General features: G+C 75.3%; 15 protein-coding genes. All 15 read right to left on the reverse strand.

Annotation, left to right across the window (positions count from 1 at the left end):
- Positions 1-119: 119 nt before the first annotated feature.
- A complete protein-coding gene (locus GSF02_RS00580; RefSeq protein WP_159791683.1) occupies positions 120-6,200 on the reverse strand; it encodes an Ig-like domain-containing protein in 6,081 nt (2,026 codons plus the stop codon).
- A gap of 172 nt (positions 6,201-6,372) precedes the next feature.
- Entirely contained in the window at positions 6,373-7,419 is a 1,047-nt protein-coding gene (locus tag GSF02_RS00585) for a polyprenyl synthetase family protein (protein WP_408003847.1), read from the reverse strand.
- Positions 7,416-9,170 (reverse strand): NADH-quinone oxidoreductase subunit NuoN, encoded by a 1,755-nt coding sequence (gene nuoN / locus GSF02_RS00590; protein WP_159791685.1) that lies wholly within the window; start codon positions 9,168-9,170, stop codon positions 7,416-7,418. Before nuoN ends, GSF02_RS00585 begins: the two co-directional genes overlap by 4 nt.
- Positions 9,167-10,804 carry an NADH-quinone oxidoreductase subunit M gene (locus GSF02_RS00595; protein ID WP_159791687.1) on the reverse strand — a complete coding sequence of 546 codons (1,638 nt, stop codon included), beginning with the start codon at positions 10,802-10,804 and terminating at the stop codon, positions 9,167-9,169. The genes nuoN and GSF02_RS00595 overlap by 4 nt, the downstream gene beginning before the upstream one ends.
- A gap of 46 nt (positions 10,805-10,850) precedes the next feature.
- Positions 10,851-12,755, reverse strand: coding sequence for an NADH-quinone oxidoreductase subunit L (gene nuoL, locus GSF02_RS00600; protein WP_159791689.1), 1,905 nt, complete (start codon positions 12,753-12,755; stop codon positions 10,851-10,853).
- Positions 12,756-12,764: 9 nt separating this feature from the next.
- Entirely contained in the window at positions 12,765-13,064 is a 300-nt protein-coding gene (nuoK, locus tag GSF02_RS00605) for an NADH-quinone oxidoreductase subunit NuoK (protein WP_159791691.1), read from the reverse strand.
- Entirely contained in the window at positions 13,064-13,978 is a 915-nt protein-coding gene (locus tag GSF02_RS00610; RefSeq protein ID WP_159791693.1) for an NADH-quinone oxidoreductase subunit J, read from the reverse strand. Before GSF02_RS00610 ends, nuoK begins: the two co-directional genes overlap by 1 nt.
- Positions 13,975-14,793, reverse strand: a complete 819-nt coding sequence (gene nuoI / locus GSF02_RS00615; RefSeq protein ID WP_159791695.1) for an NADH-quinone oxidoreductase subunit NuoI — start codon at positions 14,791-14,793, stop codon at positions 13,975-13,977. Before nuoI ends, GSF02_RS00610 begins: the two co-directional genes overlap by 4 nt.
- Positions 14,790-16,211 (reverse strand): NADH-quinone oxidoreductase subunit NuoH, encoded by a 1,422-nt coding sequence (gene nuoH / locus GSF02_RS00620; protein WP_159791697.1) that lies wholly within the window; start codon positions 16,209-16,211, stop codon positions 14,790-14,792. The genes nuoI and nuoH overlap by 4 nt, the downstream gene beginning before the upstream one ends.
- Positions 16,208-18,814: an NADH-quinone oxidoreductase subunit G gene (locus tag GSF02_RS00625; protein WP_159791699.1), complete on the reverse strand. Its 2,607-nt coding sequence runs from the start codon at positions 18,812-18,814 to the stop codon at positions 16,208-16,210. The genes nuoH and GSF02_RS00625 overlap by 4 nt, the downstream gene beginning before the upstream one ends.
- A complete protein-coding gene (nuoF, locus tag GSF02_RS00630; RefSeq protein ID WP_159791701.1) occupies positions 18,811-20,139 on the reverse strand; it encodes an NADH-quinone oxidoreductase subunit NuoF in 1,329 nt (442 codons plus the stop codon). The genes GSF02_RS00625 and nuoF overlap by 4 nt, the downstream gene beginning before the upstream one ends.
- On the reverse strand, positions 20,136-21,023 hold the full coding sequence (gene nuoE / locus GSF02_RS00635; protein ID WP_159791703.1) for an NADH-quinone oxidoreductase subunit NuoE: 888 nt from the start codon (positions 21,021-21,023) through the stop codon (positions 20,136-20,138). The genes nuoF and nuoE overlap by 4 nt, the downstream gene beginning before the upstream one ends.
- The gene (locus GSF02_RS00640; protein ID WP_159791705.1) at positions 21,020-22,363 is read right to left on the reverse strand and encodes an NADH-quinone oxidoreductase subunit D; all 1,344 of its coding nucleotides are present in this window, start codon (positions 22,361-22,363) and stop codon (positions 21,020-21,022) included. The genes nuoE and GSF02_RS00640 overlap by 4 nt, the downstream gene beginning before the upstream one ends.
- Positions 22,360-23,076 carry an NADH-quinone oxidoreductase subunit C gene (locus GSF02_RS00645; RefSeq protein WP_235915297.1) on the reverse strand — a complete coding sequence of 239 codons (717 nt, stop codon included), beginning with the start codon at positions 23,074-23,076 and terminating at the stop codon, positions 22,360-22,362. The genes GSF02_RS00640 and GSF02_RS00645 overlap by 4 nt, the downstream gene beginning before the upstream one ends.
- A 56-nt stretch (positions 23,077-23,132) precedes the next feature.
- Entirely contained in the window at positions 23,133-23,687 is a 555-nt protein-coding gene (locus GSF02_RS00650; RefSeq protein WP_159791709.1) for a NuoB/complex I 20 kDa subunit family protein, read from the reverse strand.
- Positions 23,688-23,773: the final 86 nt, after the last annotated feature.

The following is a 23,773-nucleotide window of genomic DNA, read 5'->3' on the forward strand; positions in this document are numbered from 1 at the left end:
GGCGCCGCCCTGCCACGTCGCGCCGGGACGAGGATAGCCGGAGGCCTGCGGCGCGTCTCGTCCGGGGGATGGGGAGCGCTCCCCATCCCCCGGACGCGGTCACCGGCCGCCTGTCCCGGTCACCACGGTGCGTGGTTGGACTCGCCCCAGGCCGGGCTCGTCGCCACGATCCAGGTGGACTCGCCGACGTAGGTGTGCTGGCACGTGAGGTCCCCGGAGAAGCTGCCGTTGCCGTCCGTGCGGAACGTGTACGGGCCCGCGTACTGCCGCGGCGACTCCGCCCTGCCCCAGTAGTCGTCGGTGGTCCAGCACGTGTAGGTCACCGTGGTGCTCGGCGTGCCGTTGCGCAGCTCCAGGTGCAGGTAGTGGCAGTCCTGCACGTCCGGGCCGTAGGTCTCCGTGTAGCAGCCGTCGTCCGCCGTGCCCTTGTCGCTGCTCGCGCCCTTGGTGATGGTCATCGTGCGCGTGGCCGGGTCGGGGTCCGTGCGGCCCGAGGCGGACTGCGACGGCCCGCAGCCGGCAGCGTTGCACGCCCGCGCCTCGAGGGTGTACGTCGTCGCCCACGCGGGCCCGACGTCGACGGTCCCGCCGGTGCGCTGCCAGCCGCCGCCGTTGAGGCGGTACTCGAGCCGGTCGACGCTCTCGCCGCCGTCGCCGCCCGCGCGCACGGTGAACCGGCCGGTCTGCTCGCCGGTCCGCGAGTAGCTGACGCCCGGGCGGTCCGGCGTGGTGTACGGCGTCGCCGCGTTCGTGTCCGCGGCGGGACCGCACCTGTACTGGTTGCACGCCCGCACCTGGAACGTGTAGCGCGTGCCGTTGCTCAGCCCCGTGTACACGAACCTGCCGGAGTCGGTGGTGGCCTGGTCGCCCGTCTTCCACTCCCCGCCCGCGGTACGCACCTGGTAGTACCCGTCCGGCCCGCGCAGGTCCGCGGCGGCCAGCCGCGACCAGGAGACGATCACGCGCCCCGACGGCGTCGCCGGGTCGACCGCGGCGCTCGCCCCCGTCGGCGTGGCCGGCGTGCCGTAGGGCACGACGGCGGCCGACGCCGGGGAGGCCGGCGAGCGTCCGGCCTTGTTCTCGGCGACCACGACGAACGCGTAGGACGCGCCCGGGTCGAGGTCGCGCGCCTCGAACGTCGTGCCGGTGACGGTGTCCGTGGCGATCGACTGCCCGTCCCGCACCGTCGTGACGTGGTAGCGCGTGGGGCCGTCGCCGTTGCCGTCCGGCGCGCTCCAGGTCACCTGGGCGACGCCGCCGAGGGCGGTGTCGGTGCGCGTCGCCCTCGGGGCGCCCGGCCGCTCCGGCGGGCCTGCCGGCACCATCGGGGCGGACGGCACGCTCCAGTCCGACGGGTCGGGCGCGCCGTTGACGGCCTGCACCCGCACCGTGTACGCCACGCCGTTGGTCAGGCCGCTCCACGTCGTCGACGTGCCGGTGACGCACGGCTTCTGGATCGCCCCCGACGGGGGCGCCGGGGAGATCTCGAGGTTCACGCACTCGATCGGCGACCGGTCGGAGTACGTACGGTTCGTCCACGACACGGCGAGCGACCCGTCGCCGAACTCGAGGGTCGGCGCGTCGGGCTGGTCAGGGCGCTGGTCCGGGCGGGCCTCCGGCGACGCCGGCGAGGCGTCGGAGTCCCCGACGTCGTTCGTCGCCGTCACGGTGAACGTGTAGGTCACGTCGTTCGTCAGCCCGGTGACGGTGCACGTGGTGCTCGCGCAGTCCTGGGTGCGGCCGTCGTTCGCGCGGACCGTGTAGCCGGTGATCGGCGCGCCGTTGTCCGCCGGCGGGTCCCAGGTGAGCACGACCGTCTGCGAGCGGACCTCCTGGACCTGCGGGGCGCGCGGCGTCTCCGGCCGGCCGAGCACGGTCACCTGGACGCGGCCCTCGACCTCGCGCTCCGGGTCGCCGGTCGCGTCCTGGACCCGGTAGCGCGCCACGAGCACGCCGACGAAGTCGTCGGCCGGGGTGACCACGAGCTCGTCCCCGTCGACGGCGACCGTGCCGGCGCCGGTCTCGCACGCGGCGCCGACCAGGACGAGGTCCTCGTCGGGGAAGGGGTTCGAGTCGTTGCGCAGCACGGGCACGCTCACCGGCTCGCCCTGGTGGGCGTCCTCGACGACGTCGTCGGTGGCGCGCACGAGCGGGCGGGTGGACCCCACCACGGTGACGGCGACCCGGCCCTCAACGGGCGGGTGGTCCGCGTCGGCGACGCTGACGGGCACGGAGATCTCGCTGCCCCGCGGCAGCGACGCGTCCGCCCGCACGGTGACCCGCGTGCCCTGGACGCTCGTCGACAGCCCGTCGACGCTCCCGGCGACGCGCACCGTGACCGGGTCGCCGTCGGGGTCGTCGACGAAGCGGGCCACGTCGACCCCGGCCTCCTCGCCCGCGGCCACCTCGACCGCCGGCGTGCCCGTGAGCTCAGGCGGCAGGTTCTCGGCGGCCACCACGGTGATCGGCACCGAGAGCGTCGCGACGCGCGCGTCGGGATCGTCCTGGCCCGTCGCGTCGCTCACCTCGAAGCTCACGGAGGCGGCCCCCACGAAGTCGTCGGCCGACGTGAACACCACCGTCGTGGCGTCCTGGACCTCTCGCTGCCCCGAGACCGCGGTGACCCGGTCCTCGGCCGTGAGCCGCGGCCGACGGCCCTCGGCGACGACGACGAGCTCGGTCAGGTCGAGCGTGAGCGGCTCGCCGCTGACCACCTCGAGCGGCGGCAGCGGGGAGCGCAGCCGCGGCCCCTGCCCGTCGCGCGGCACCCGCAGGAAGGCGCGGGCGGTCTGGCCGTCCACGTCCGTGACCGTGTAGGTGAGCACCTGCGGGCTGCCGGTGAGCGGCACCGTCACGGCGCCGTCGTCGGCCACCGTGACGCCCGCCTCCTCGGCGGCCGCGTCGACGCTCACCTCGAGCTGGGACGCCACGCCGTCCGGGTCGGAGTCGTTGCGCAGCACGTCGACCGTGACGGTGTCGCCGTCCACCGAGCCCTGCGGCACCACGTCGTCGCGCGCGACCGGGCGCAGCAGCGGCGCGTCGGGGTCGACCTCCACCGTGACCGCCCCCGTGGCGCGGGCCGCGTAGGTGTCCTCGACGCCGTAGTAGAAGGTGTGGACGCCCGCCTCGCCCGGCGTCGTCATCCGCACGACGCCGTCCACGACCTCCGCCTCGAGCGGCTCGCCACCCTCGAGGGAGCCGGGCACCAGGCCGATCGGGTCGCCGTCCGGGTCGGAGTCGTTGGCTGCGGCGTCGACCGCGACGGCGCGGCCCGGGCGCACGTGCGTGCCGTCGTCGACCGCCACCGGCGGCTGGTTGGTGGTCGCCGTCGGCGCGATGCCCACGCGCACGGTCCCGACGGCGGACGCACCGCGGGTGTCCGTGACGCGGTAGCCGAACGTGTCGACGCCGACGGCGTCGGCGGCCGCCGTGTACTGCAGCGCGCCGTCGACGATCTCGACGGTGCCCTTGGTGGGGGCGGTCGCCACCGCGTCGAGCGTCACGAGGTCGCCGTCGGGGTCGGTGCCCTCGAGCGGCGGGACGACCTGGACCGTGCCGCCGGACAGCACGCGCGCCTCGACGTCGGGCAGCTGCGGCGCGGCGTTCTCCGGCGTGTCGACGACCCGGATCGTCACCTGCGCCGAGTCGCGCTGCCCGCGGGCGTCCGTGACCTCGTAGACCGCGTAGGCGACGCCGGCCTCGCCGCCCGCCTTGAAGCGCACCGTGTCCTCGGCGACGAACGCCTCGCCCAGGCCCGGGTCCGGCTCCTCGACGAGCTCGGGCACCACGCTCAGCTCGAGGCCGTCGGGGTGGGAGTCGTTCGCCAGCACCGGCACGGTGACCACGTCGCCCGTGTGCACGGTGATCTCGTCCGGCGCGGCGTCCGGCGGGCGCAGCCGCTCGGGCGCCGGGATGGGCACCACCTGCAGCTGGCCCGTGCTCGTCGCGGCCCCGTTGGAGACCGTGTAGGTCACGGTGACCGGCGACGCGAGGCGGCGGGTCTCCGTCACCCGCAGCACCTGGTGGGCGAGGACCGCGACGGTCACGCCGGCGTCCTGGGGCACCTCGACGGACTGCACCACGAGCACCCCGCCGGTGGGGTCGGTGTCGTTGGCCAGCACGTCCACGAGCGCGGAGCCGCCGGCGGGCAGCAGCACCTGGTCGGCGACCGCCACCGGGGGGCTGGCCTGCTCCGGCGGCGCCACCACGTCGACGCGCACCAGGCCGGTCGAGGCGCTCGGGCCGTCGCTCACCTGGTAGGTCAGGTCGTAGCTGCCGGGCTCGGCGCTGGTGAACCGGAACGTGCCCGCCGTGTAGTTGGGGGCGACCTCCGCCGGTGCCTGCTCGGCGACGTTCACGAGGCGCAGCAGGTCGCCGTTCGGGTCGGAGTCGTTCTCCAGCGGCTCCACGGTGACGGCCTGCCCCGCGACGACGGTGACGTGGTCGTTGACGGGGACCGGCGGCTCCGCGGCGGCGACGACGTCGACGAGCAGCGTGCCCTCGACCACCATGCCCCGCTCGTCGGCCACGGTGAGCGCCACGGTCTTGCGCCCGGCCGACCTGCCGGCGTCGCGCAGCTCGACGGTGCCGTCGGGTCGCGACCGGACCTCGTCGCGCGCCACCGTCGCGGCCGCGCTGGCGAGCACGAGGTCGTCGCCGTCGGGGTCCCGGAAGTACGGCAGCACGTCGATCTCGGCAGTGCCGCCCTTGGCGACCTTGAGCACCGGCTCGCCGGTCTGCTCCGGCGGGGAGCCCTCCTCGTCGGGGACCACCCGGACCGTCGCCCTCGCGTCGGCCGTCCCGCCGCGCCCGTCGGACACCGTGTAGGTGAGGGTGAACGTGCCCTCGGTCCCCCGCGGCACGTCGGCCTGCAGCGCGGCGCCGCCGAGGACCGGGCTCACCCCGAGGCCGCGGGCCGGCCGTGCCACCGACGCCGTGAGCACGTCGCCGTCCGGGTCGACGTCGTTGGCGAGCACGTCCAGCACGGTGGTGCGCCCGGCGCGCACGCCGATCTCGTCGTCCTTCGGCTGGGGCGGGCGGTTGGGCCGGCTGCGGTCGGCGACGAACTGGTCGACCTGCTCCGGCGTCGTCTCCTCGGACTCCGTCTCCTCGCCCTCGGCGTCCTCGGGCATCACGAGGTCCCAGTCGTCGACCTTCTGGAAGGAGTCGGCGGCCATCCACACCGTGCCGGCCGCCAGGTCGTTGAGCACGATGGCGTCGCGGTTGACGCGGTACTCCAGCCGCGACTGCGGCCCGAGGCCCTCGAGCGCGCGGTCCACGTCGTGGTCGGCGCCCGCGCAGTCCCGGACCACCTGGCCGGTCTGCGACCACGCACCGTAGGAGCAGCCGCCGAGCTGGACCGGCGCCGCCGGCAGGCCGGAGGCGTGCCGCACGAGCGCGTCGCCGCCGCCCAGCGGTTGGCTGACCAGGCCGGAGGTCGTGGCCACGAGGACCTGGTCCGCCGCCGCCGAGGGCTGCTGGAGCCGGGCCTCGCCCGGGTCCTGCACCTCGACGGCGTCGCCGCCGGGCAGCAGCAGCCGGCCGGCGGACCGGTCGAGCACGACCGGGTCGTCGCCCACGGCGGTCACCTCGACCTCGGCACCGGGCGCGACGTCCAGGGCCGACGTCGCGGGGTCCCGGGGCGTGCCGTTGACAGTGGTGGGCACGGTGACCAGGCGCCCGGCGGCGGTGTCGACGGCCAGCACGGTGCCGTCGCGCGCGACCGTGACGGCAGCGGCCTGCTCGAGCTCGGCGACGGGGTCCACCTCGTCGGGGTCGAAGGCGGCGACGCCGTCGAACGGCAGGACCCACAGCCGCCCGTCCTCGGTGTCGAGCACGGCGGCGGTGGCCGCCGCGGAGGCGACCACCGACCCGGCCGGCGCGCGCAGGGTGCCGCCCAGCTCCAGGTGCGCGGGGTCCACGGGGGCGGCGTTGGCGCCGTCGGTCTGCAGGACCCGCTGGGCGTCCTGCTGGACGTCGAACGTGGAGCTGCCGGCGAGGATCGTGCCGTCGAGGGCCTGCGACTCGGTGTTGAACCGGCCGAGCAGGCCGGCGGACGTCTTCGTCACCCACACGCCCGAGTCGTTGAGGTCGACGTCGGCGGTGGCCTCCCCCTCGGAGACGACGGCGAGCGTCACCACCGTCGCCGCCAGCACGCTGACGACGGCGGCCGAGGCGGTCGTCCGCCGTCCGCGCGTCATCCTCACGCTGCCCCCTGGCTCCTGGTCGCGACGCCGGCCATCCCCCCGGCCGGGCGTGCTGCCCCGGCTCCGGCTCGCGCCCGCAGCATACCGACGCCGCCGCGCACGGCGCGCAGGCGGAGGCGCCCGTCGGGCGCGCAGGCTCGGGCCCGCCGGATCAGGCGGCGCGGGATCAGGCGGCGCGGTCCGCCAGGGCCGTGGCGAAGCGGACCAGCGCCTCCTTGACGGGCCCCTCCGGCAGCGGGTCGAGCTCCGCGGCGGCCTCGCGCGCCCACCGGACGGCGAGGCCGCGCGTCTCGGCCAGCACGTCGTGCGCCCGCAGCCGCTCGACGGCGTCGGCGAGCACCGCGTCGGAGGACAGGTCGCCGTCGAGCAGCGCGAGCAGGTCCTCGTCCCCCGGCTGGGTCGTGCCGCGGGCCACGCGCTGGCGCAGGAGCAGCACGGGCATCGTGGGGACCTTCTCGCGCAGGTCGGTGCCGGGCGTCTTGCCCGACTCCGCGCCCGAGGAGGCCAGGTCGAGGACGTCGTCGGCGAGCTGGAAGGCGACGCCGAGCTTCTCGCCGTAGGCACCGACCACCTCGACGACCTCGTCGTCGCAGCCGCCGTAGACCGCCCCGAACCGCGCGGCGGTGGCCAGCAGCGAGGCGGTCTTGTCGGCGAGCACCTGCAGGTAGTGCTCGACCGGGTCCTCGCCCGCGGCCGGGCCCGTGGTCTCGTGCAGCTGGCCCAGGCACAGCCGCTCGAACGTCGTCGCCTGGCGCACCACGGCGTCGGGCCCCAGCGCGGCCACGCGCGTGGACGCGCGCGCGAAGAGCAGGTCGCCCACGAGGATCGCGACGGTGTTGCCCCACAGCGAGTGCACGCTCGGGGCACCCCGGCGCAGGGGCGCGGAGTCCATGACGTCGTCGTGGTACAGCGAGGCGAGGTGCGTCAGCTCGACGACGACGGCGGCGTCGACCAGCTCCGGCCGCGTGCCGTCGCCGAGCTCGCCGGTGAGCAGGGTGAGGAACGGGCGCAGCCGCTTGCCGCCGGCGGCGACGAGGTGGCGCGAGGCGTCGTCGGCCAGCCGGTCGGCGTTCTCGACGGCCTCGGCGAGCGCCTCCTCGACGGTCCGCATCCGCTCCACGAGCCGCTCCGCGAGGGCGGGGTCGGACAGCGGGATGGCCGTCGCCGCGGTCGCGACGGTCGGCACGGCGGGGGGCTGGTCGGGCAGGCTCACGGCACGAACTTAGCCGCCTCGGAGGCCAGATCGAGAACCGAGGAGGGCAGCACGCCCAGCAGCAGCACGGCCGCGGCGCACACGGCGACGACGAACGTCGCCGTCCCGGGGCCCGCGGCCACCGTCACGACGGCCCGCGCGGCCGGTCGCGTGGCGGTCGCCACACCGCTGCCGGGCGTGTCGGCGCCGGCCGGCGCGGGGCTCGGGGACGGGGCGGCCGGCGCTCCCGCCGAGGCGTCCGCGGGCGGGGTGAGCACCATGAGCACGATGACGCGCAGGTAGAAGAACACCGCCACCGCCGAGGCGATCACGCCGAGCAGCGCGAGCGGCCAGGCGCCGGCGTCGACGGCCGCCGCGAACGCCCCGAGCTTGGCGACGAACCCGGCGGTGAGCGGGATGCCGGCCATCGACAGCAGGAACAGCGCGAACGCCGCCGTCAGCCAGGGGGCCGTGCGGCCGAGGCCGGCCCACTGCGCCAGGTGCGTCGCCTCGCCGAGCACGACGCCGTCGCCGCCGTCGTCCCCGTCCCCGCCGTCCTCCCCGGCGGCGCCCCGCGCCGCCCGCCCGGGCGTCTGCAGCCGCTCGCGCACCAGCGTGACCACCGCGAACGCGCCGACCGTGGCCACGCCGTAGGCGAGCAGGTAGAACAGCACGGCGGCGCTGCCCCGCTCGTCGAGCCCGACGAGCCCCACGAGGATGAAGCCGGCGTGGGCGATCGAGGAGTACGCGAGCAGGCGCTTGACGTCGGTCTGCACGGCGCCGACGACGGTGCCGACCGCCATCGTGACCACGGCCACCGCCCACAGCAGCACCTCGACGTCGTGCCGCATGCCCGGGTCCATGGCGGCGGCGAGCCCGAGCAGCACGCGCACCAGCGCCCCGACGGCGGCGGCCTTGGTGCAGGCGGCCATGAACCCGGTGATCGGCGTGGGCGCGCCGGTGTACACGTCGGGCGTCCAGGTGTGGAACGGCGCGGCGCCCACCTTGAACAGCAGGCCCGCCGCGACGAGCACGAGGCCGGCGACGGCGAGCAGGGGCGTGCCGGCCAGCGGCGAGTCCCCCTCCCCCGCCAGCGCGGCGGCGATCGCGGGCAGGCGCACCGACCCGGCGAAGCCGTACAGCAGCGCGACGCCGAAGATCAGCAGGGCGGAGGCGAACGACCCCAGCACGAAGTACTTGAACGCCGCCTCCTGGCTCAGCAGCCGGCGGCGCCGGGCGGTGGCGCACAGCACGTACAGCGGCAGGCTGAGCACCTCGAGCGCGATGAACAGCACGACGAGGTCGTCGGTGGCGGGGAACAGCAGCATGCCGCCGGTGGCGAACAGCAGCAGGGGGTAGACCTCCGTCTGCTCGAGGCCGGCGCGGCGGGCCTGCTCCTCGTAGGTGCTGCCCGGCACGGACGCGGCGGTGGGCGCGAAGGCGTCCTGCCCCGCGCTGCGGTCGGCCACGACGAGCACGCCGAGCAGCGCGCACAGCGCGACCACCGCCTGCACGCCCAGGCCGAACGGCGTCAGCTGGTAGGTGCCGCCGGCCACGGCGACCCCGCCCTCCGCCTGCACCCGGCCCCACAGCAGCGCGACGGCCACCAGCGCCCCGGCCAGCGCGGCGATCGTGAGCACCACCTGGACGCCGCGGCGCCCGCGGGCCGGCACGAAGGCCTCGACGAGCACGCCGAGCACGCCCGCGGCGAGCACCACGAGCACCGGCGAGACGGCACCCCAGTCGATGGTGGTGGGGACGAAGTCGGTCACTGCAGGCTCCCCTCGGTGGGCGCGGCGTCGGCGGGCGGATGGACCGGCCCGACGTCGGTGGCGCCGACGAGCTCGACGGAGCGCACTCCGGGCGCGGCGACGTACCCGGTGACGAGGCCGGGCGCCACGCCCAGCACGAGCAGGGCGGCCACCAGCACGCCGGCCACGGTGCGCTCGCGGCCGCCGAGGTCGCGCGCGGCGGCGACGTCGGGCGCGACGTCGCCGGTGAACATCCGCTGGTAGGTCAGCAGCACGTAGACGGCGGCCAGCACGACGGCGGGCACGGCGACGAGCGCGGCGGCGTGGGCGCGGGCGAACGCGCCGAGGAACACCATGATCTCGGAGACGAACGTGGCCAGGCCGGGCAGCGCCGCGGCGGACAGGCCCGCGACCAGGAAGGTGCCCCCGAGCACCGGGGCGACCCGGCGCAGCCCCCCGTAGTCGGCGATGCGCTGGCTGGCGGCCGGGTGCCGGGCGATCGCGAAGCCGGCGACGAGGAACAGCGCCCCGGTGGAGATGCCGTGGTTGAGCATCATGAGGCTCGAGCCGGCCATCCCCAGGGAGGTGAACGTGAAGATTCCCAGCACGATGAACCCGAAGTGGCTCACCGACGTGTACCCGACCAGGCGCAGCAGGTCGCTCTGCCCGATCGCCAGGACAGCCCCGTAGAGGATCGACACCACCGCCAGCACCACGATCGCCGGCGCCGCCCAGCGGGACGCCTCGGGGAACAGCGGCAGGCAGAGCGTGAGCATGCCGAACGTGCCGACCTTGTCCAGCACGCAGATCAGCAGCGTGGACGTGCCGGGCGTGGCGTTCTGCGCCACGTCGGGCAGCCACGAGTGCACCGGCACCAGCGGCGCCTTGACGGCGAACGCGAGGAAGAACGCGCAGAACATCAGCCGCTCGGCGGTGGTGCCCATCGACAGGCCGGTGAGGTTCGCGGTGAGGAACGCGTCGGCGGGCCGCGCGCCGGTGGCCGGGTCGACGGGCACCTGCAGGTACAGCGCGATCACCGCGACCAGCATGATCAGCCCGCCGGCCAGGGAGTAGAGCAGGAACTTCGTGGCCGCGTAGCGGCGCTGCGCGCCCTGCCCGAACCCCCCGACCAGGAAGAACGCCGGCACGAGCATGGCCTCGAACAGCACGTAGAACAGCAGCACGTCGCGCGCGGCGAACACCGCCACCATGAACGACTCGAGCACGAGCACCGTGGCGAGGTACCGCCGCAGGCGCACCGGGTCGCCGCCCTGCTCGCGCCACGCCGCGAGGATCACCAGCGGCACCAGCCCCACCGACAGCGCCACGAGCAGCAGCCCCACGCCGTCCACGCCGACGGCGTAGCTGGCGCCGACCGCCGGGATCCACGGCCGGGTCTCGGCGAGCTGGTGCTCGGCCGCGCGCGCGGTGTCGAACGCGGCGATCGCGCCGACGCCGAGGGCCACCTCGACCAGGGAGCCGCCGAGCGCCACGACGCGGGCCGCGCGGGCGCCGAACGCCCCCGTGCCGAGCGTCCCGGCGCTGCCCGGCGCCGAGCCGGCGGGCCGGCCGCGGCCGCGCCCGGTCACCGCCGTCGCGGCCGCCGCGACCAGCGGCCAGACGATCAGCGCCGTCAACCACGGAAAGGTCGTCATCGTCCCTCCCCCTCAGTCCTCGTGCCGGCCCCCACGCACGGCCGCCTCATGCCCAGCCCGCCAGCGCCCACACGACGACGGCGAGCCCGAGCAGGCCGCCGAGCGTCGTCGCCGCGTACGACCGGACGTACCCGTTCTGCAGCCGCCGCAGCGCGTCGCCGGAGCGCCGCACCGCCGACGCGATCGCCAGGAAGCCGCTGTCGACGCCGGCACGGTCGGCGTACACGAGGGTGCGGGTCAGCACCTGCCCCGGCACCATGACGGCGGTCTCGTTGACCGCGTCCTGGTAGAGGTCCCGGCGGGCGGCGCGCACCAGCGCGGTCGACGCCGGCGCCACCACCGGCACCGGCGCGGCCGCGTAGGTGCGGAACGCGAGCACCACGCCGACGACCACGAGGACCAGCGTCAGCGCGATGAGCAGCGGCACCGGCAGCACGGGCTCGTGGTGGTCGGCGGGACCGACGACCGGCTCGAGCCACGCGGTGAACGCCCCGCCCACCGCCAGCAGGCCGCCGAGCGCCACGGACCCCACGGCGAGCACGACCATGGGCCAGCGCATCAGCGCCGGCGCCTCGTGCGGGTGCTGCGCCTCGGGGCCGGTCTCGGCCCACCGCCGCCGCCCGCCGAACGTCATGAACATCAGCCGGGACATGTAGAACGCGGTGATGCCGGCGCCCAGCAGCGCCGCCCCGCCGAACACCCAGGGCCGCCAGCCCTCGCCGGTGAAGGCGGCCTCGACGATGAGGTCCTTCGACCAGAACCCGGAGAACGGCGGCACGCCGATGATCGCCAGCCAGCCGAGCGCCATCGTCCCCGCGGTCACCGGCAGCAGACGGGCCAGCCCGCCGAAGCGGCGCATGTCCACCTCGTCGCCCATCGCGTGCATCACCGACCCGGCGCCGAGGAACAGCCCCGCCTTGAAGAACCCGTGCGTCACCAGGTGGAAGATCGCGAACGCGTAGCCGGCCGGGCCCAGCCCGGCGGCGAGCATCATGTAGCCGATCTGGGACATCGTCGAGGCCGCGAGCGCCTTCTTGATGTCGTCCTTGGCGCAGCCGACGACCGCCCCGAACAGCAGGGTCACCACGCCGACGACCGCCACGACCAGCTGCGCCGCGGGGGCCGCCTCGAGGATCGGCGCGCTGCGCACCAGCAGGTACACCCCGGCGGTGACCATCGTGGCCGCGTGGATCAGGGCGGACACCGGCGTCGGGCCGGCCATCGCGTCGCCGAGCCAGGCCTGCAGCGGCACCTGCGCGGACTTGCCGCACGCCGCCAGCAGCAGCATGAGGCCGACGGCGGTGGCCACGCCGGTGCCGAGCTCGCCGGCCCGCGGGAGCACGTCGGCGTAGGACAGCGAGCCGAGCTGGGCCAGCAGCAGCATCATCGCCACCACCAGGCCCATGTCGCCGACCCGGTTCATCACGAACGCCTTCTTGCCCGCCACCGCGTTGCCCCGCCGCCGGTCCCAGAACCCGATGAGCAGGAACGACGCCAGGCCCACGCCCTCCCAGCCGACGAACAGCAGCAGGTAGCCGTCGGCGAGCACCAGCAGCAGCATCGCGGCGACGAAGAGGTTGAGGTAGCCGAAGAACCGGCGCCGGTCGGCGTCGTGCGCCATGTAGGCCACGGAGTACACGTGGATGAGCGAGCCGACGAACGTCACCAGCACCACGAACGTCATCGACAGCGGGTCGGCACGCAGCCCGGCGTCCACCTGCAGCGTGCCCACGTCGAGCCACGTGCCGAGCGAGGCGGTGCCCACCCGGTCGGCGGCGGGCCGGGCGAGCATGTCCACGAGCACGACCAGGCCGACGACGAACGCGCCGGCGCTCGCGGCCACGCCCAGCCAGTGCCCCCACCGGTCCAGGCGGCGCCCGCCGGCGACCAGCACGAGCGCGCCGAGCGCCGGCAGCCCCACGAGCCAGGGCATCAGACCCAGCGTCTGCATCGGACCCCCTCAGCCGTTGAGCAGGTTGACGTCGTCGACCGAGGCCGACCGGCGGGTGCGGAAGATCGTCACGATGATCGCGAGGCCCACCACGACCTCCGCGGCCGCGACGACCATGACGAAGAACGCCAGCACCTGGCCGGTGAGGTCGCCGTGCAGGCGGGCGAACGTGACGAAGGCCAGGTTGGTCGCGTTGAGCATGAGCTCGACGCCCATGAACACGACGATCGCGTTGCGGCGCAGCAGCACCGTGGCGGCGCCGACGGCGAACAGGATCGCGGCCAGCCACAGGTAGTTGGTCACGGCCATCAGCCCCGCACCTCCCGGTCGTCGCGCGCTCGCCGGCCCCCGTCGCCGGTGTCGGGCGCGCCGTCGGTCTTCGCGGCCGGTCCACCGTCGGGCGGCGCACCGTCGGCCGGCGCACCGTCGGCGTCGGCCGGCTCCAGCGCCCCGGGGGCGCCGCGCTCGACGAGCGTCTCCTCGGCCGCGAGCACCGCCGTCACCGAGCGCTGCTGGCCGCGGATGCGCAGCACGCGCGGCACCGAGTGCTCCAGCGGCCGGCCGTCGGGGCCGAGCGCCGGGGTGTCCATCGCGGTGTTCTGGGCGTAGACGCCGGGCGCGGGCAGCGGGGTGAGGGGGCGGCCCTCGGCAAGCTGCGCCACGCGCTGCTCGGCGACGAACCGCTGGGTGCGGCGCGGGCCGAGCCGGCGCCGGTGGGTCAGCACGAGGCCGGCGAGCGCGGCGGTGACCAGCAGCACGCCCACGACCTCCATGGCCAGCACGTAGTCGCCGAACAGCACGCGGGCCAGGCCTTCGGGGTTGGTCGCCGCGGCGCCGGCCCCGGGGGCCGCCGCCGGGCCCGGCGGGAGCACCACCCGCCCCACCACGCCGCCGAGCACCACGAGCAGGCCCAGCCCGAGCAGCACGCCGATCCAGCGCTGGCCGCGGATCGTCTCGGTGAGGGAGTCGGCGGCGTCGACGCCCACGAGCATGAGCACGAAGAGGAACAGCATCATCACCGCGCCGGTGTAGACGACCACCTGCACGACGCCGAGGAAGGGGGCCTGGCTGGCCACGTAGAGCACGGCGAGCGCGATCATCACGAACACCACGCAGATCGCCGCGTGCACGGCGCGGCGCACCACGAGCAGCCCCAGGCTCGCCAGGACCATGAGCGGGGCGAGGACGCCGAAGAGGGCTGCCTCGCCGCCCGAGGTGGTCATGCGTGCACCCCCTTGGGCCGGACGGCGTCCTCCGCCGTCGGCGCGTCAGTGCCCGGCTCGGGCTCCCGCTGGGCGCCCGCGGCCGCCGTCCCCGCCGCGCGCGCCGCGGCCGACTTGGTCGCCGACCCGCGCAGGCGGTGCCGGGTGGGCCGCGGGGGCGGCGCCTCGCCCTCGACGACGCGCGCCGCGGCCTCGACGGTCGGGTCGTCGGGCCGGTGCTCGCGCACCCACGCCACCTGCTCGGCGGTGGGGCCCGTGACCTCGCCGCGGTAGTACTCGGTGTCCGTGGTGCCCTCGACCATGGGGTGCGGCGCGGCGAGCATGCCCTCGGCGAGCGGCGCGAGGAGGTCCTGCTTCTCGTAGATCATCCCGGCGCGGGTCGGCCCCGCCAGCTCGTAGTCGTTGGTCATGGTCAGCGCCCGGGTGGGGCAGGCCTCGATGCACAGACCGCAGAAGATGCAGCGCAGGTAGTTGATCTGGTAGACGCGGCCGTACCGCTCGCCGGGGCTGCGGTGCGCGCCGGCGCCGTCGGTGGCGGCGAGGTCGGCGTTGTCGGCGCCCTCGACGTAGATGGCGTCCGCCGGGCACGCCCAGGCGCACAGCTCGCAGCCGATGCACTTCTCCAGGCCGTCCGCGTACCGGTTGAGCTGGTGGCGGCCGTGGTAGCGCGGCTTCGGCGGCACCTTCTCGAACGGGTACTGCTCCGTGACGGTCGGCCGGAACATCGACCCGAGCGTGACGCCGAACCCGGCCACCGGGGCCAGCGCCCGCCCGATCGGGCCCTTGCGGGGCCGCAGGGGCTGGTAGTCGCTCATCGGGACTCCTCCTGGACGGGCTGGTCACGGTCCGGGTCACGGTCCGGGTCACGGTCCGGGCCGGCCTCGGGGTCGACGAGGTCCGGTTCGACGGCGTGGCGGGCCGCGCGCGGGGACGGCGGCAGGTGCTGGCCCGGCAGGGGCGGGACGGGGTACCCGCCGGCGAACGGGTCGAACATGCGGGAGCGGGCGACGAACGGGTCGGGCGCGGCGGCGCGCGCGACGCCGCCGACCCCCGCGGCGGCGTCGGCCCGCCGTCGGGCGCGCCCGGGCCGCAGCACGGCGACCACGAGCGCCAGGAACACCACGGCCACGGCGGTGAGCAGCAGCTCGCCGCCGCCCGCCCCGGCGCCGACGAGGTCGCCCTGGCGCAGCCACTGCACCACCGACAGCACCACGACCCAGGCGAGGGCGACCGGGATCAGCACCTTCCAGCCGAACACCATGAACTGGTCGTAGCGCAGGCGCAGCAGCGTGCCGCGGACCCACACGAACACGAACATCAGCGCCCAGAGCTTGGCGAGGAACCACAGCACGGGCCACCAGCCGGTGTTGAGCACGCCGTCGCCCACCGCGCTCAGCGGCCACGGGGCCCGCCAGCCGCCGAGGAAGAGCGTGGTGCAGATCGCCGAGACGTTGAGCATGTTGATGTACTCGGCGAGGAAGAACCACGCGAACTTCATCGACGAGTACTCGGTCATGTAGCCCGAGACGAGCTCGCCCTCGGCCTCCGGCAGGTCGAACGGCAGGCGGTTGGTCTCGCCGATCATCGAGATCAGGTAGACGGCGAACGCCGGCAGCAGCGGCAGGAACCACCACAGCCGCGCCTGGGACTCGACGATGCTGGAGGTCGACATCGACCCGGCCATCACGAACACGCTGACCAGCGACAGGCCCATCGCCAGCTCGTAGCTGATCACCTGGGCGGTGGACCGCACGGCGCCCAGCAGCGGGTAGGTCGAGCCGGACGACCAGCCGCCGAGCACGATGCCGTAGACGCCCACCGAGGCGCAGGCGAGCACGTACAGCACGGCCACCGGGAAGTCGGTGAGCTGCGCCGGCGTGGAGTAGTCGGTGAACGGGATCGTCACCTCGGGCCCGAACGGGATCACCGCGAACACCAGCAGGGCGCAGAACACCGAGATCATCGGCGCCAGCAGGTAGACGACCCGGTCGGCCGCGGTGACGTTGACGTCCTCCTTGAGCAGCAGCTTCATCGCGTCCGCGAGCGACTGCAGCAGGCCGAACGGGCCGTGCACGTTGGGGCCCGGCCGCACCTGCATGCGCGCCACGACCTTGCGCTCGAACCAGATCGCGACGAGCACCGACAGCAGCAGGAACACGACGATCAGCACGGCCTTGACGACCGACGTCCAGATCGTGTCCTGGCTGAAGTCCGCCGCGACGCCGGGGATCATCGCGCACCTCCCCGCCCCGTGCCGGCGCCGCCGGGCGGCTCGGAGGGCGCCGGGGTCTCCGCGGCCGGCGCGATCCGCACGACGTCGCCGGGCGCGGCGCCGAGCGCGTCGTGCACCCGGCAGCCGGCGGAGGCCAGCGGCAGCCAGACGACGTGGTCGACCATCGGCGTCACCTGCACCGGCAGCGTGATCCCGCCCCGGTCGGTGGAGACGGTGACGAGGTCGCCGTCGAAGACGTCGACGGCGGCGGCCGTCGTGGCGCTCATCCGCGCCACGGCCCTCTTGGCGGTGCCGGCGAGGAACTGCTCGCCGGTCTGCAGCGCGCCGTCGTCGAGCAGCAGGTGCCACGACGCCAGCACGGCGGTGCCGGGCTCGACCGGTGCCGGGACCGGCGGGACGGCGGTCGGCGCGGGCGTCCGCCGGCCCGTCCAGGCAGGCAGCGCGCCGGCCGCCCGGTGGGCCTCGAGCGCCGTGGCGGCGCCGAGGTCCGCCCCGAGCTGCTCGGCCAGGGCGTGCAGCACGCGGTGGTCGGGCAGCGCCGCCGACTCGAGCGCCTGGCCGAACGGGCGCACCCGCCCCTCCCAGTTCCAGTACGACCCGGCGCGCTCCGCCGGCGGCGCCACCGGCAGCACGACGTCGGCGAGCGCCGTGACCTCCGAGGCGCGGACCTCGAGGGAGACGACGAAGCCGGCGGCCGCGAGCGCCGTGCGGGCGTGCTGGGGGTCGGGCAGGTCGGCGAGCTGCAGGCCCCCCACGAGCGCGCCGCCGAGCTGGCCGACCGACAGGCCGTCGAGGATGCCGGCGAGGTCCCGGCCGGGCGCGTCCGGCAGGGCCTCGGGTGCGACGCCCCACGCGGCGGCCACCTCGGCCCGCGCGGCCGGGTCCGTCAGCGGGCGACCGCCGGGCAGCAGCCCGGGCAGCAGCCCCGCCTCGACGCCGCCGCGCTCCCCCGCCCGGCGCGGCACCCACGCCAGGCGCGCCCCGGTGGCGGCGGCGACGCGCAGCGCCGCGCTGTAGGCGCCGCGCACCCCGGCGAGGCGCTCGCCGACGAGCACGACCGCGCCCGGCCGGGCGAGCGCCTCGGCGACCGCGGCGACGGGCTCCGCGTCGACGCGGGCGGGCAGCAGCTCGCCGGTCGTCTGCCGCGCGATCGCGCGCAGCCACTCCCCCTCGGTGCCGGGCGCGGCCGGCAGCAGGGTGCCGTCGAGGCGCCGCAGGCCCCGGGAGGCGAACGGCGCCAGGCCGAACACCCGGGTCCCGTTCCTGCGCACCCCGTTGCGCAGGCGCAGGAACGTGACGCCGGCCTCCTCCTCGGCCTCGAGCCCCGCCAGCAGCACCGCCGGCGCCCGCTCGAGGTCGGCGAAGGTCACGCCGACGCCCGTGCCGGCGACCGCGTGCGCGAGGAACGCCGCCTCCTCCGGGCCGTGGACGCGCGCCCGCTGGTCGACGTCGTCGGTGCCCAGCACCGCCCGGGCGAACCGCGACCAGGCGAACGCGTCCTCGACGGTCAGCCGGCCGCCGGGCAGCACGCCGACGCCGCCGGCCGCCTGCGCCCGTGCCAGCCCCTCGGCGGCGAGCTCCAGCGCCTCGACCCAGGAGGCGGGCCGCAGCACGCCGTCCTCGCGCACCAGCGGCGTGGTGATCCGGTCGGGCCCCGCCTGCCAGGTGAAGGCGAACCGGTCCTTGTCGGTGATCCACTCCTCGTTGACGGCGGGGTCCTCCCCGGCGAGGCGCCGCAGCACCACGCCCCGGCGGTGGTCGACGCGGATGGCCGACCCGCAGGAGTCGTGCTCGGCGACCGCCGGCGTGGAGACCAGGTCGAACGGCCGGGCGCGGAACCGGTAGGCGGCCCCGGTCAGCGCGCCCACCGGGCAGATCTGGATCGTGTTGCCCGAGAAGTACGAGGAGAACGGCGCGCCGGTCGCGTCGGGGCGCGCGGCGCCCGCGGGGACGTCGAAGTCGAGCACCGCCTCGTCGAACCGGCCGATCTGCTGGTCGGCCCCGCGCTCCTGCAGCGCGATGAACGCGTCGCCGGCGACCTCCTCGCTGAACCGCGTGCACCGCTGGCACAGCACGCACCGCTCCCGGTCGAGCAGGATCTCCGTCGAGACGGCGATCGGCTTGGGGAACGTCCGCTTCACGTCGCGGAACCGGGACGTGGCCCGCCCGCTGGTCATGGCCTGGTTCTGCAGCGGGCACTCGCCGCCCTTGTCGCACACCGGGCAGTCGAGCGGGTGGTTCATGAGCAGCAGCTCCATGACGCCCCGCTGGGCGGTCGCGGCCACCTCGGAGGTGCGCTGGGTGTGCACCACCATGCCGGGCGTGGCCTCGAGGGTGCACGAGGCCTGCGGCTTGGGCATCGTGCGCAGGTTGCCCTCACGGTCGGGCGTGGCGACCTCGACGAGGCACTGGCGGCAGGCGCCGGCCGGGGCCAGCAGCGGGTGGTCGCAGAACCGCGGGATCGCGATGCCCACCTGCTCGGCGGCGCGGATCACCAGCGTGCCCTTGGGCACCGTGACCTCGAGCTCGTCGAGCGTGAACGTCACGGTCTCCACGGGCGCCGGGGCCGCCCCCTGCGCTGCCTTGTCGGCGGTCGTCGTCATCGCGCACCTCCCGCGAGGATCGGCTGCCGGCGCGACGGGTACGGGAACAGCGCCGCCGCGGCCGGGTCGAACGGGCAGCCGTGGCCGGTGATGTGCGCCTCGTACTCGTCGCGGAACAGCTGGATCGAGCTGGTGACGGGCGACGTCGCGCCGTCGCCGAGGGCGCAGAACGCGCGCCCGAGGATGGTGCCGCACAGGTCGAGCAGCAGGTCGACGTCGCCGTCGGCGCCCTCGCCCGCCTCGATGCGGTGCAGCACCTGCTTCATCCAGTAGGTCCCCTCCCGGCACGGCGTGCACTTGCCGCACGACTCGTGGGCGTAGAAGTCGGTCCACCGGCTCACCGCGCGCACCACGCAGGTCGTCTCGTCGAAGACCTGCAGCGCCCGGGTGCCGAGCATCGACCTCGCGGCCCCCACCGACTCGTAGTCGAGCGGGACGTCGAGGTGCTCGGCGGTGAACATGGGCGTCGAGGACCCGCCCGGCGTCCAGAACTTCAGCTCGTGCCCGGCGCGCACCCCGCCGGCCAGGTTGAGCAGCTCGCGCAGCGTGGTGCCCAGCGGCGCCTCGTACTGCCCGGGCCGGGTCACGTGCCCCGACAGCGAGAACAGCCCGTGGCCGGGCGAGCGCTCGGTGCCCATGGAGCGGAACCAGTCGACGCCGCGGCTCAGGACGCCCGGCACCGAGGCGATCGTCTCGACGTTGTTGACCACCGTGGGCCGGGCGTACAGGCCGGCGACGGCGGGGAACGGCGGCTTGAGGCGCGGCTGGCCGCGCAGCCCCTCCAGCGAGTCGAGCAGCGCGGTCTCCTCGCCGCAGATGTACGCCCCGGCGCCGGCGTGCACCGTGACGTCCAGGTCGAACCCCGTGCCCAGCACGTCGGTGCCGAGGTAGCCGGCGTCGTACGCCTCGCGGACCGCGTTCACCACCCGGCGGTAGACGTGCAGCACCTCGCCGCGCACGTAGACGAACGCGTGCCGGCAGCCGATGGCGTAGCTGGTGATGGCGATGCCCTCGACCAGGTGGTGCGGGCTGGCCAGCAGCAGCGGGATGTCCTTGCAGGTGCCGGGCTCGGACTCGTCGGCGTTGACCACGAGGTAGCGCGGCCCGCCGTCGTCCGGCGGCAGGAAGCCCCACTTCATGCCGGTGGGGAACCCGGCCCCGCCGCGACCGCGCAGGCCGGAGTCCTTGACCGCCTGCACGACGTCGCCGGGCGGCATCGCCAGCGCGGCCCGCAGGCCGGCGTACCCGCCGCGGTCGCGGTAGGCGTCCAGCGTCCAGGACCGCTCGGCGTCCCAGGTGTCGGTGAGCACGGGCGTGAGCGTCATCGGGCGTCCCCCTCGCGGTCCTCGGCCTTCTCGCGGGCCGTGTCCTGCGGCCCGGTGGGCTCGCGCTCGGCGCTCGAGCCCGGCTCGCCGGCGCCCGGCTCGCCCTCCGCCGTGGCACCGGCCGGCGCGCCCTCGGGCGCCAGCGGCTCCTCCGGCTCGGTCGCCGGCGCCGGCGCCGTCCAGCCGTGCTCCCGGGCCAGCCGCAGCCCGGCGAGCGACGGGCCGCCCGCCCCGACGCCCTCGTCGGCGCGGCCGTCGGGGAACCCGGCCAGCACCCGGCTCATCTCCCGGAACGTGCACACGCGCGCGGCGCCGCGGGTGGGGGCCACCGGCTCGCCGGCCCGCAGCCGGTCCGCGAGCTCCACCGCCGAGGCCGGCGTCTGGTTGTCGAAGAACTCCCAGTTGACCATCACCACGGGCGCGTAGTCGCAGGCGGCGTTGCACTCGACCCGCTCGAGGGTGATGGCGCCGTCCGGCGTGGTCTCGTCGTGCCCCACCCGCAGGTGCGCGCTGAGCTCGTCGAAGATCGCGTCGCCGCCCATCACCGCGCACAGCGTGTTGGTGCACACCCCCACGGTGTAGGTGCCGTTGGGGTGGCGCTTGTACTGCGTGTAGAACGTCGCGACGGCGGAGACCTCGGCCGCCGTCAGCCCGAGCCGCCGCGCGCAGAACAGGATCCCGTCGCGGCTGACGTACCCGTCGACCGACTGCACCAGGTGCAGCAGCGGCAGCAGCCCCGAGCGCGGCTCGGGGTAGCGGGCCAGGATCGCGGCGGCGTCGGCCTCCAGGGCCCGCAGCGTCTCGGCGTCGTAGCCGGGCGGCGGGGCGGTGCTCACCGTCTCGGTGGTCTGCGGGCCACCGCCCGCCCGTGGCTCCTCGCTCATCGGTCCACCCCTCCCAGCACCGGGTCCAGGGACGCGACGGCGACGACGACGTCGGCCACCTGGCCGCCCTCGCACATCACCGACACGGCCTGGAGGTTGTTGAACGACGGGTCGCGGAAGTGCGCGCGGTACGGCCGGGTCCCGCCGTCGGACACCACGTGCACACCCAGCTCGCCGCGCGGGTGCTCGACCGTCTGCCACGCCTGGCCCACCGGGACCCGGAAGCCCTCGGTCACCAGCTTGAAGTGGTGGATCAGTGCCTCCATCGAGGTGCCCATGATCGTGCGGATGTGCTCGAGGGAGTTGCCCTGCCCGTCCGCGCCGACCGCCAGCTGCGCCGGCCAGGCGATCTTGCGGTCGGCCACCATCACCGGCTGCTCGGCCGTCGCCGCCAGCCGCTGCAGGCACTGCTCGACGATCCGCAGCGACTGGTAGCACTCCTCCACCCGCAGCACCACGCGGTCGTAGCTGTCGGCGTTCGTCGAGGTGGGCACGTCGAAGTCGTAGGTCTCGTAGCCGCAGTACGGGAACGCCTTGCGCACGTCGTACGGCAGGCCGGCCGAGCGCAGCACCGGCCCGGTGATACCCAGGGCCATGCACCCGGTCAGGTCGAGCGTGCCGACGTCGGTCAGCCGGGCCCGGAAGATCGGGTTGGCCAGCAGCAGGTCGCCCAGCTGGCCGAGGTACTTGCGCACCTCGCGCAGGGCGTGGCGCACCTGGTCGCCCAGGTCGTCCGGAACGTCCTGGGCGACGCCGCCGGGGCGCACGTAGGCGTGGTTCATGCGCAGCCCGGTGACCGCCTCGAAGACCCGCAGGATCTCCTCGCGCGCGGTGAACGCCACGGTCATCACCGTGGTGGCGCCCATCTCGTTGCCGCCGGTGCCGAGGCACACCAGGTGGGAGGCCACCCGGTTGAGCTCCATCATCAGCACCCGGACCACCGAGGCCCGCTCGGGCACGTCGTCGGTGATCCCGAGCAGCTTCTCCGTCGCCAGGCAGAACGCCGTCTCCTGGAAGAACGGGGCCAGGTAGTCCATCCGGGTGCAGAACGTGGTGCCCTGCGTCCAGGTGCGGAACTCCATGTTCTTCTCGATGCCGGTGTGCAGGTACCCGACGCCGCACCGGGCCTCCGTGACGGTCTCCCCGTCGATCTCGAGCATCAGCCGCAGCACCCCGTGGGTGGACGGGTGCTGGGGGCCCATGTTGACGACGATCCGCTCCTCGCCCACCACCTCGCGGGCGATCTCGTCCCAGTCGCCGCCCGAGGCCTCGAACATCGGCGTGCCGCCGGCGAGGTCGTCGACGGCCGGCGTGGCGTGGTACCCGGTCTGCGCGGTCATGAGTACTGCCTCCTGGTGTCCGGCGGCGGCACGGTGGCGCCCTTGTACTCCACGGGGATGCCACCGAGCGGGTAGTCCTTGCGCTGCGGGTGCCCGGGCCAGTCGTCGGGCATCTCGATGCGCGCCAGCCCCGGGTGGCCGTCGAAGACGATCCCGAAGAAGTCGAACGTCTCGCGCTCGTGCCAGTCGTTGGCGGGGTACACCGGCGTGGTGGAGGGCACGTGCGGGTCGGCGTCCGGGCAGGCCACCTCGAGCCGCAGGCGCCGCCCGTGGGTCACGGAGGTGAGGTGGTAGACGGCGTGCAGCTCGCGCCCGACGTCGTGCGGGTAGTGCACGCCCGAGACGCCGAGCGACAGCTCGAACCGCAGGTCGGGGTCGTCCCGCAGGATCTGGCACACCGTGACCAGGCGCTCCCGGGCCACCCAGAGGGTCAGCTCGGCCCGGGCGCCCGGCGGGTCGACGACCACGCGCTCGACGGCCTCGTCGAACGGCACGCCCCGGGCCGCGAGCACCTCGGCCAGCACGTCGACCGCCTCGTCGAACCACCCGCCGTACGGGCGCTCGGCGGCGCCCGGCATCGCGACGGGCTGCACCAGGCCGCCGTAGCCGGAGGTGTCGCCGCTGCCGCGGGCGCCGAACAGCCCCCGGCGCACGTCGACGACCTCGGGCTGCGGCAGCGACCCGGTGCCCGCGGACCCGCTGTCGGTGACCAGCTCGCCCTGGCGCGGCCCCTGGACCTCCTCCGGCTGCGGCACCGGCCTCTCGCCGCTCACCGCAGCAGCCCCTTCATCTCGACGGTGGGCGTCGCCTCGAGCGCGGCGGCCTCGGCCGCGGCCGCCGCCTCGCGCCGGTTCACGCCCAGCGGGGCGTCCTGGATCTGCTGGTGCAGCGCCAGGATCGCGTTGATGAGCATCTCCGGCCGGGGCGGGCAGCCGGGCAGGTAGATGTCCACCGGGACGATGTGGTCGACGCCCTGCACGATCGCGTAGTTGTTGAACATGCCGCCGCTGGAGGCGCACACGCCCATCGACAGCACCCACTTGGGCTCGCTCATCTGGTCGTAGACCTGGCGCACCACCGGGGCCATCTTCTGGCTCACGCGGCCGGCCACGATCATCAGGTCGGCCTGGCGCGGCGAGGCGCGGAACACCTCCATGCCGAACCGCGACAGGTCGAACCGCGACGCCCCGGCGGCCATCATCTCGATCGCGCAGCAGGCCAGCCCGAACGTCACCGGCCACAGCGACGCCTTGCGCAGGTAGCCCGCGACGTCCTCGACCGTCGTCAGCAGGAAGCCCGACGGCGCCGCCTCTTCCAGCCCCATGTCCCCTCCCTCGGGAACCGTCCCCGCGCCCGGGGACCCTCGACGCCGGCCGTGCCGGCGCCCTTGCCGAACCGCTCCGTGCTCCC

It is taken from the genome of Puerhibacterium puerhi (assembly GCF_009846865.1).
Classification (GTDB): domain Bacteria; phylum Actinomycetota; class Actinomycetes; order Actinomycetales; family Cellulomonadaceae; genus Puerhibacterium; species Puerhibacterium puerhi.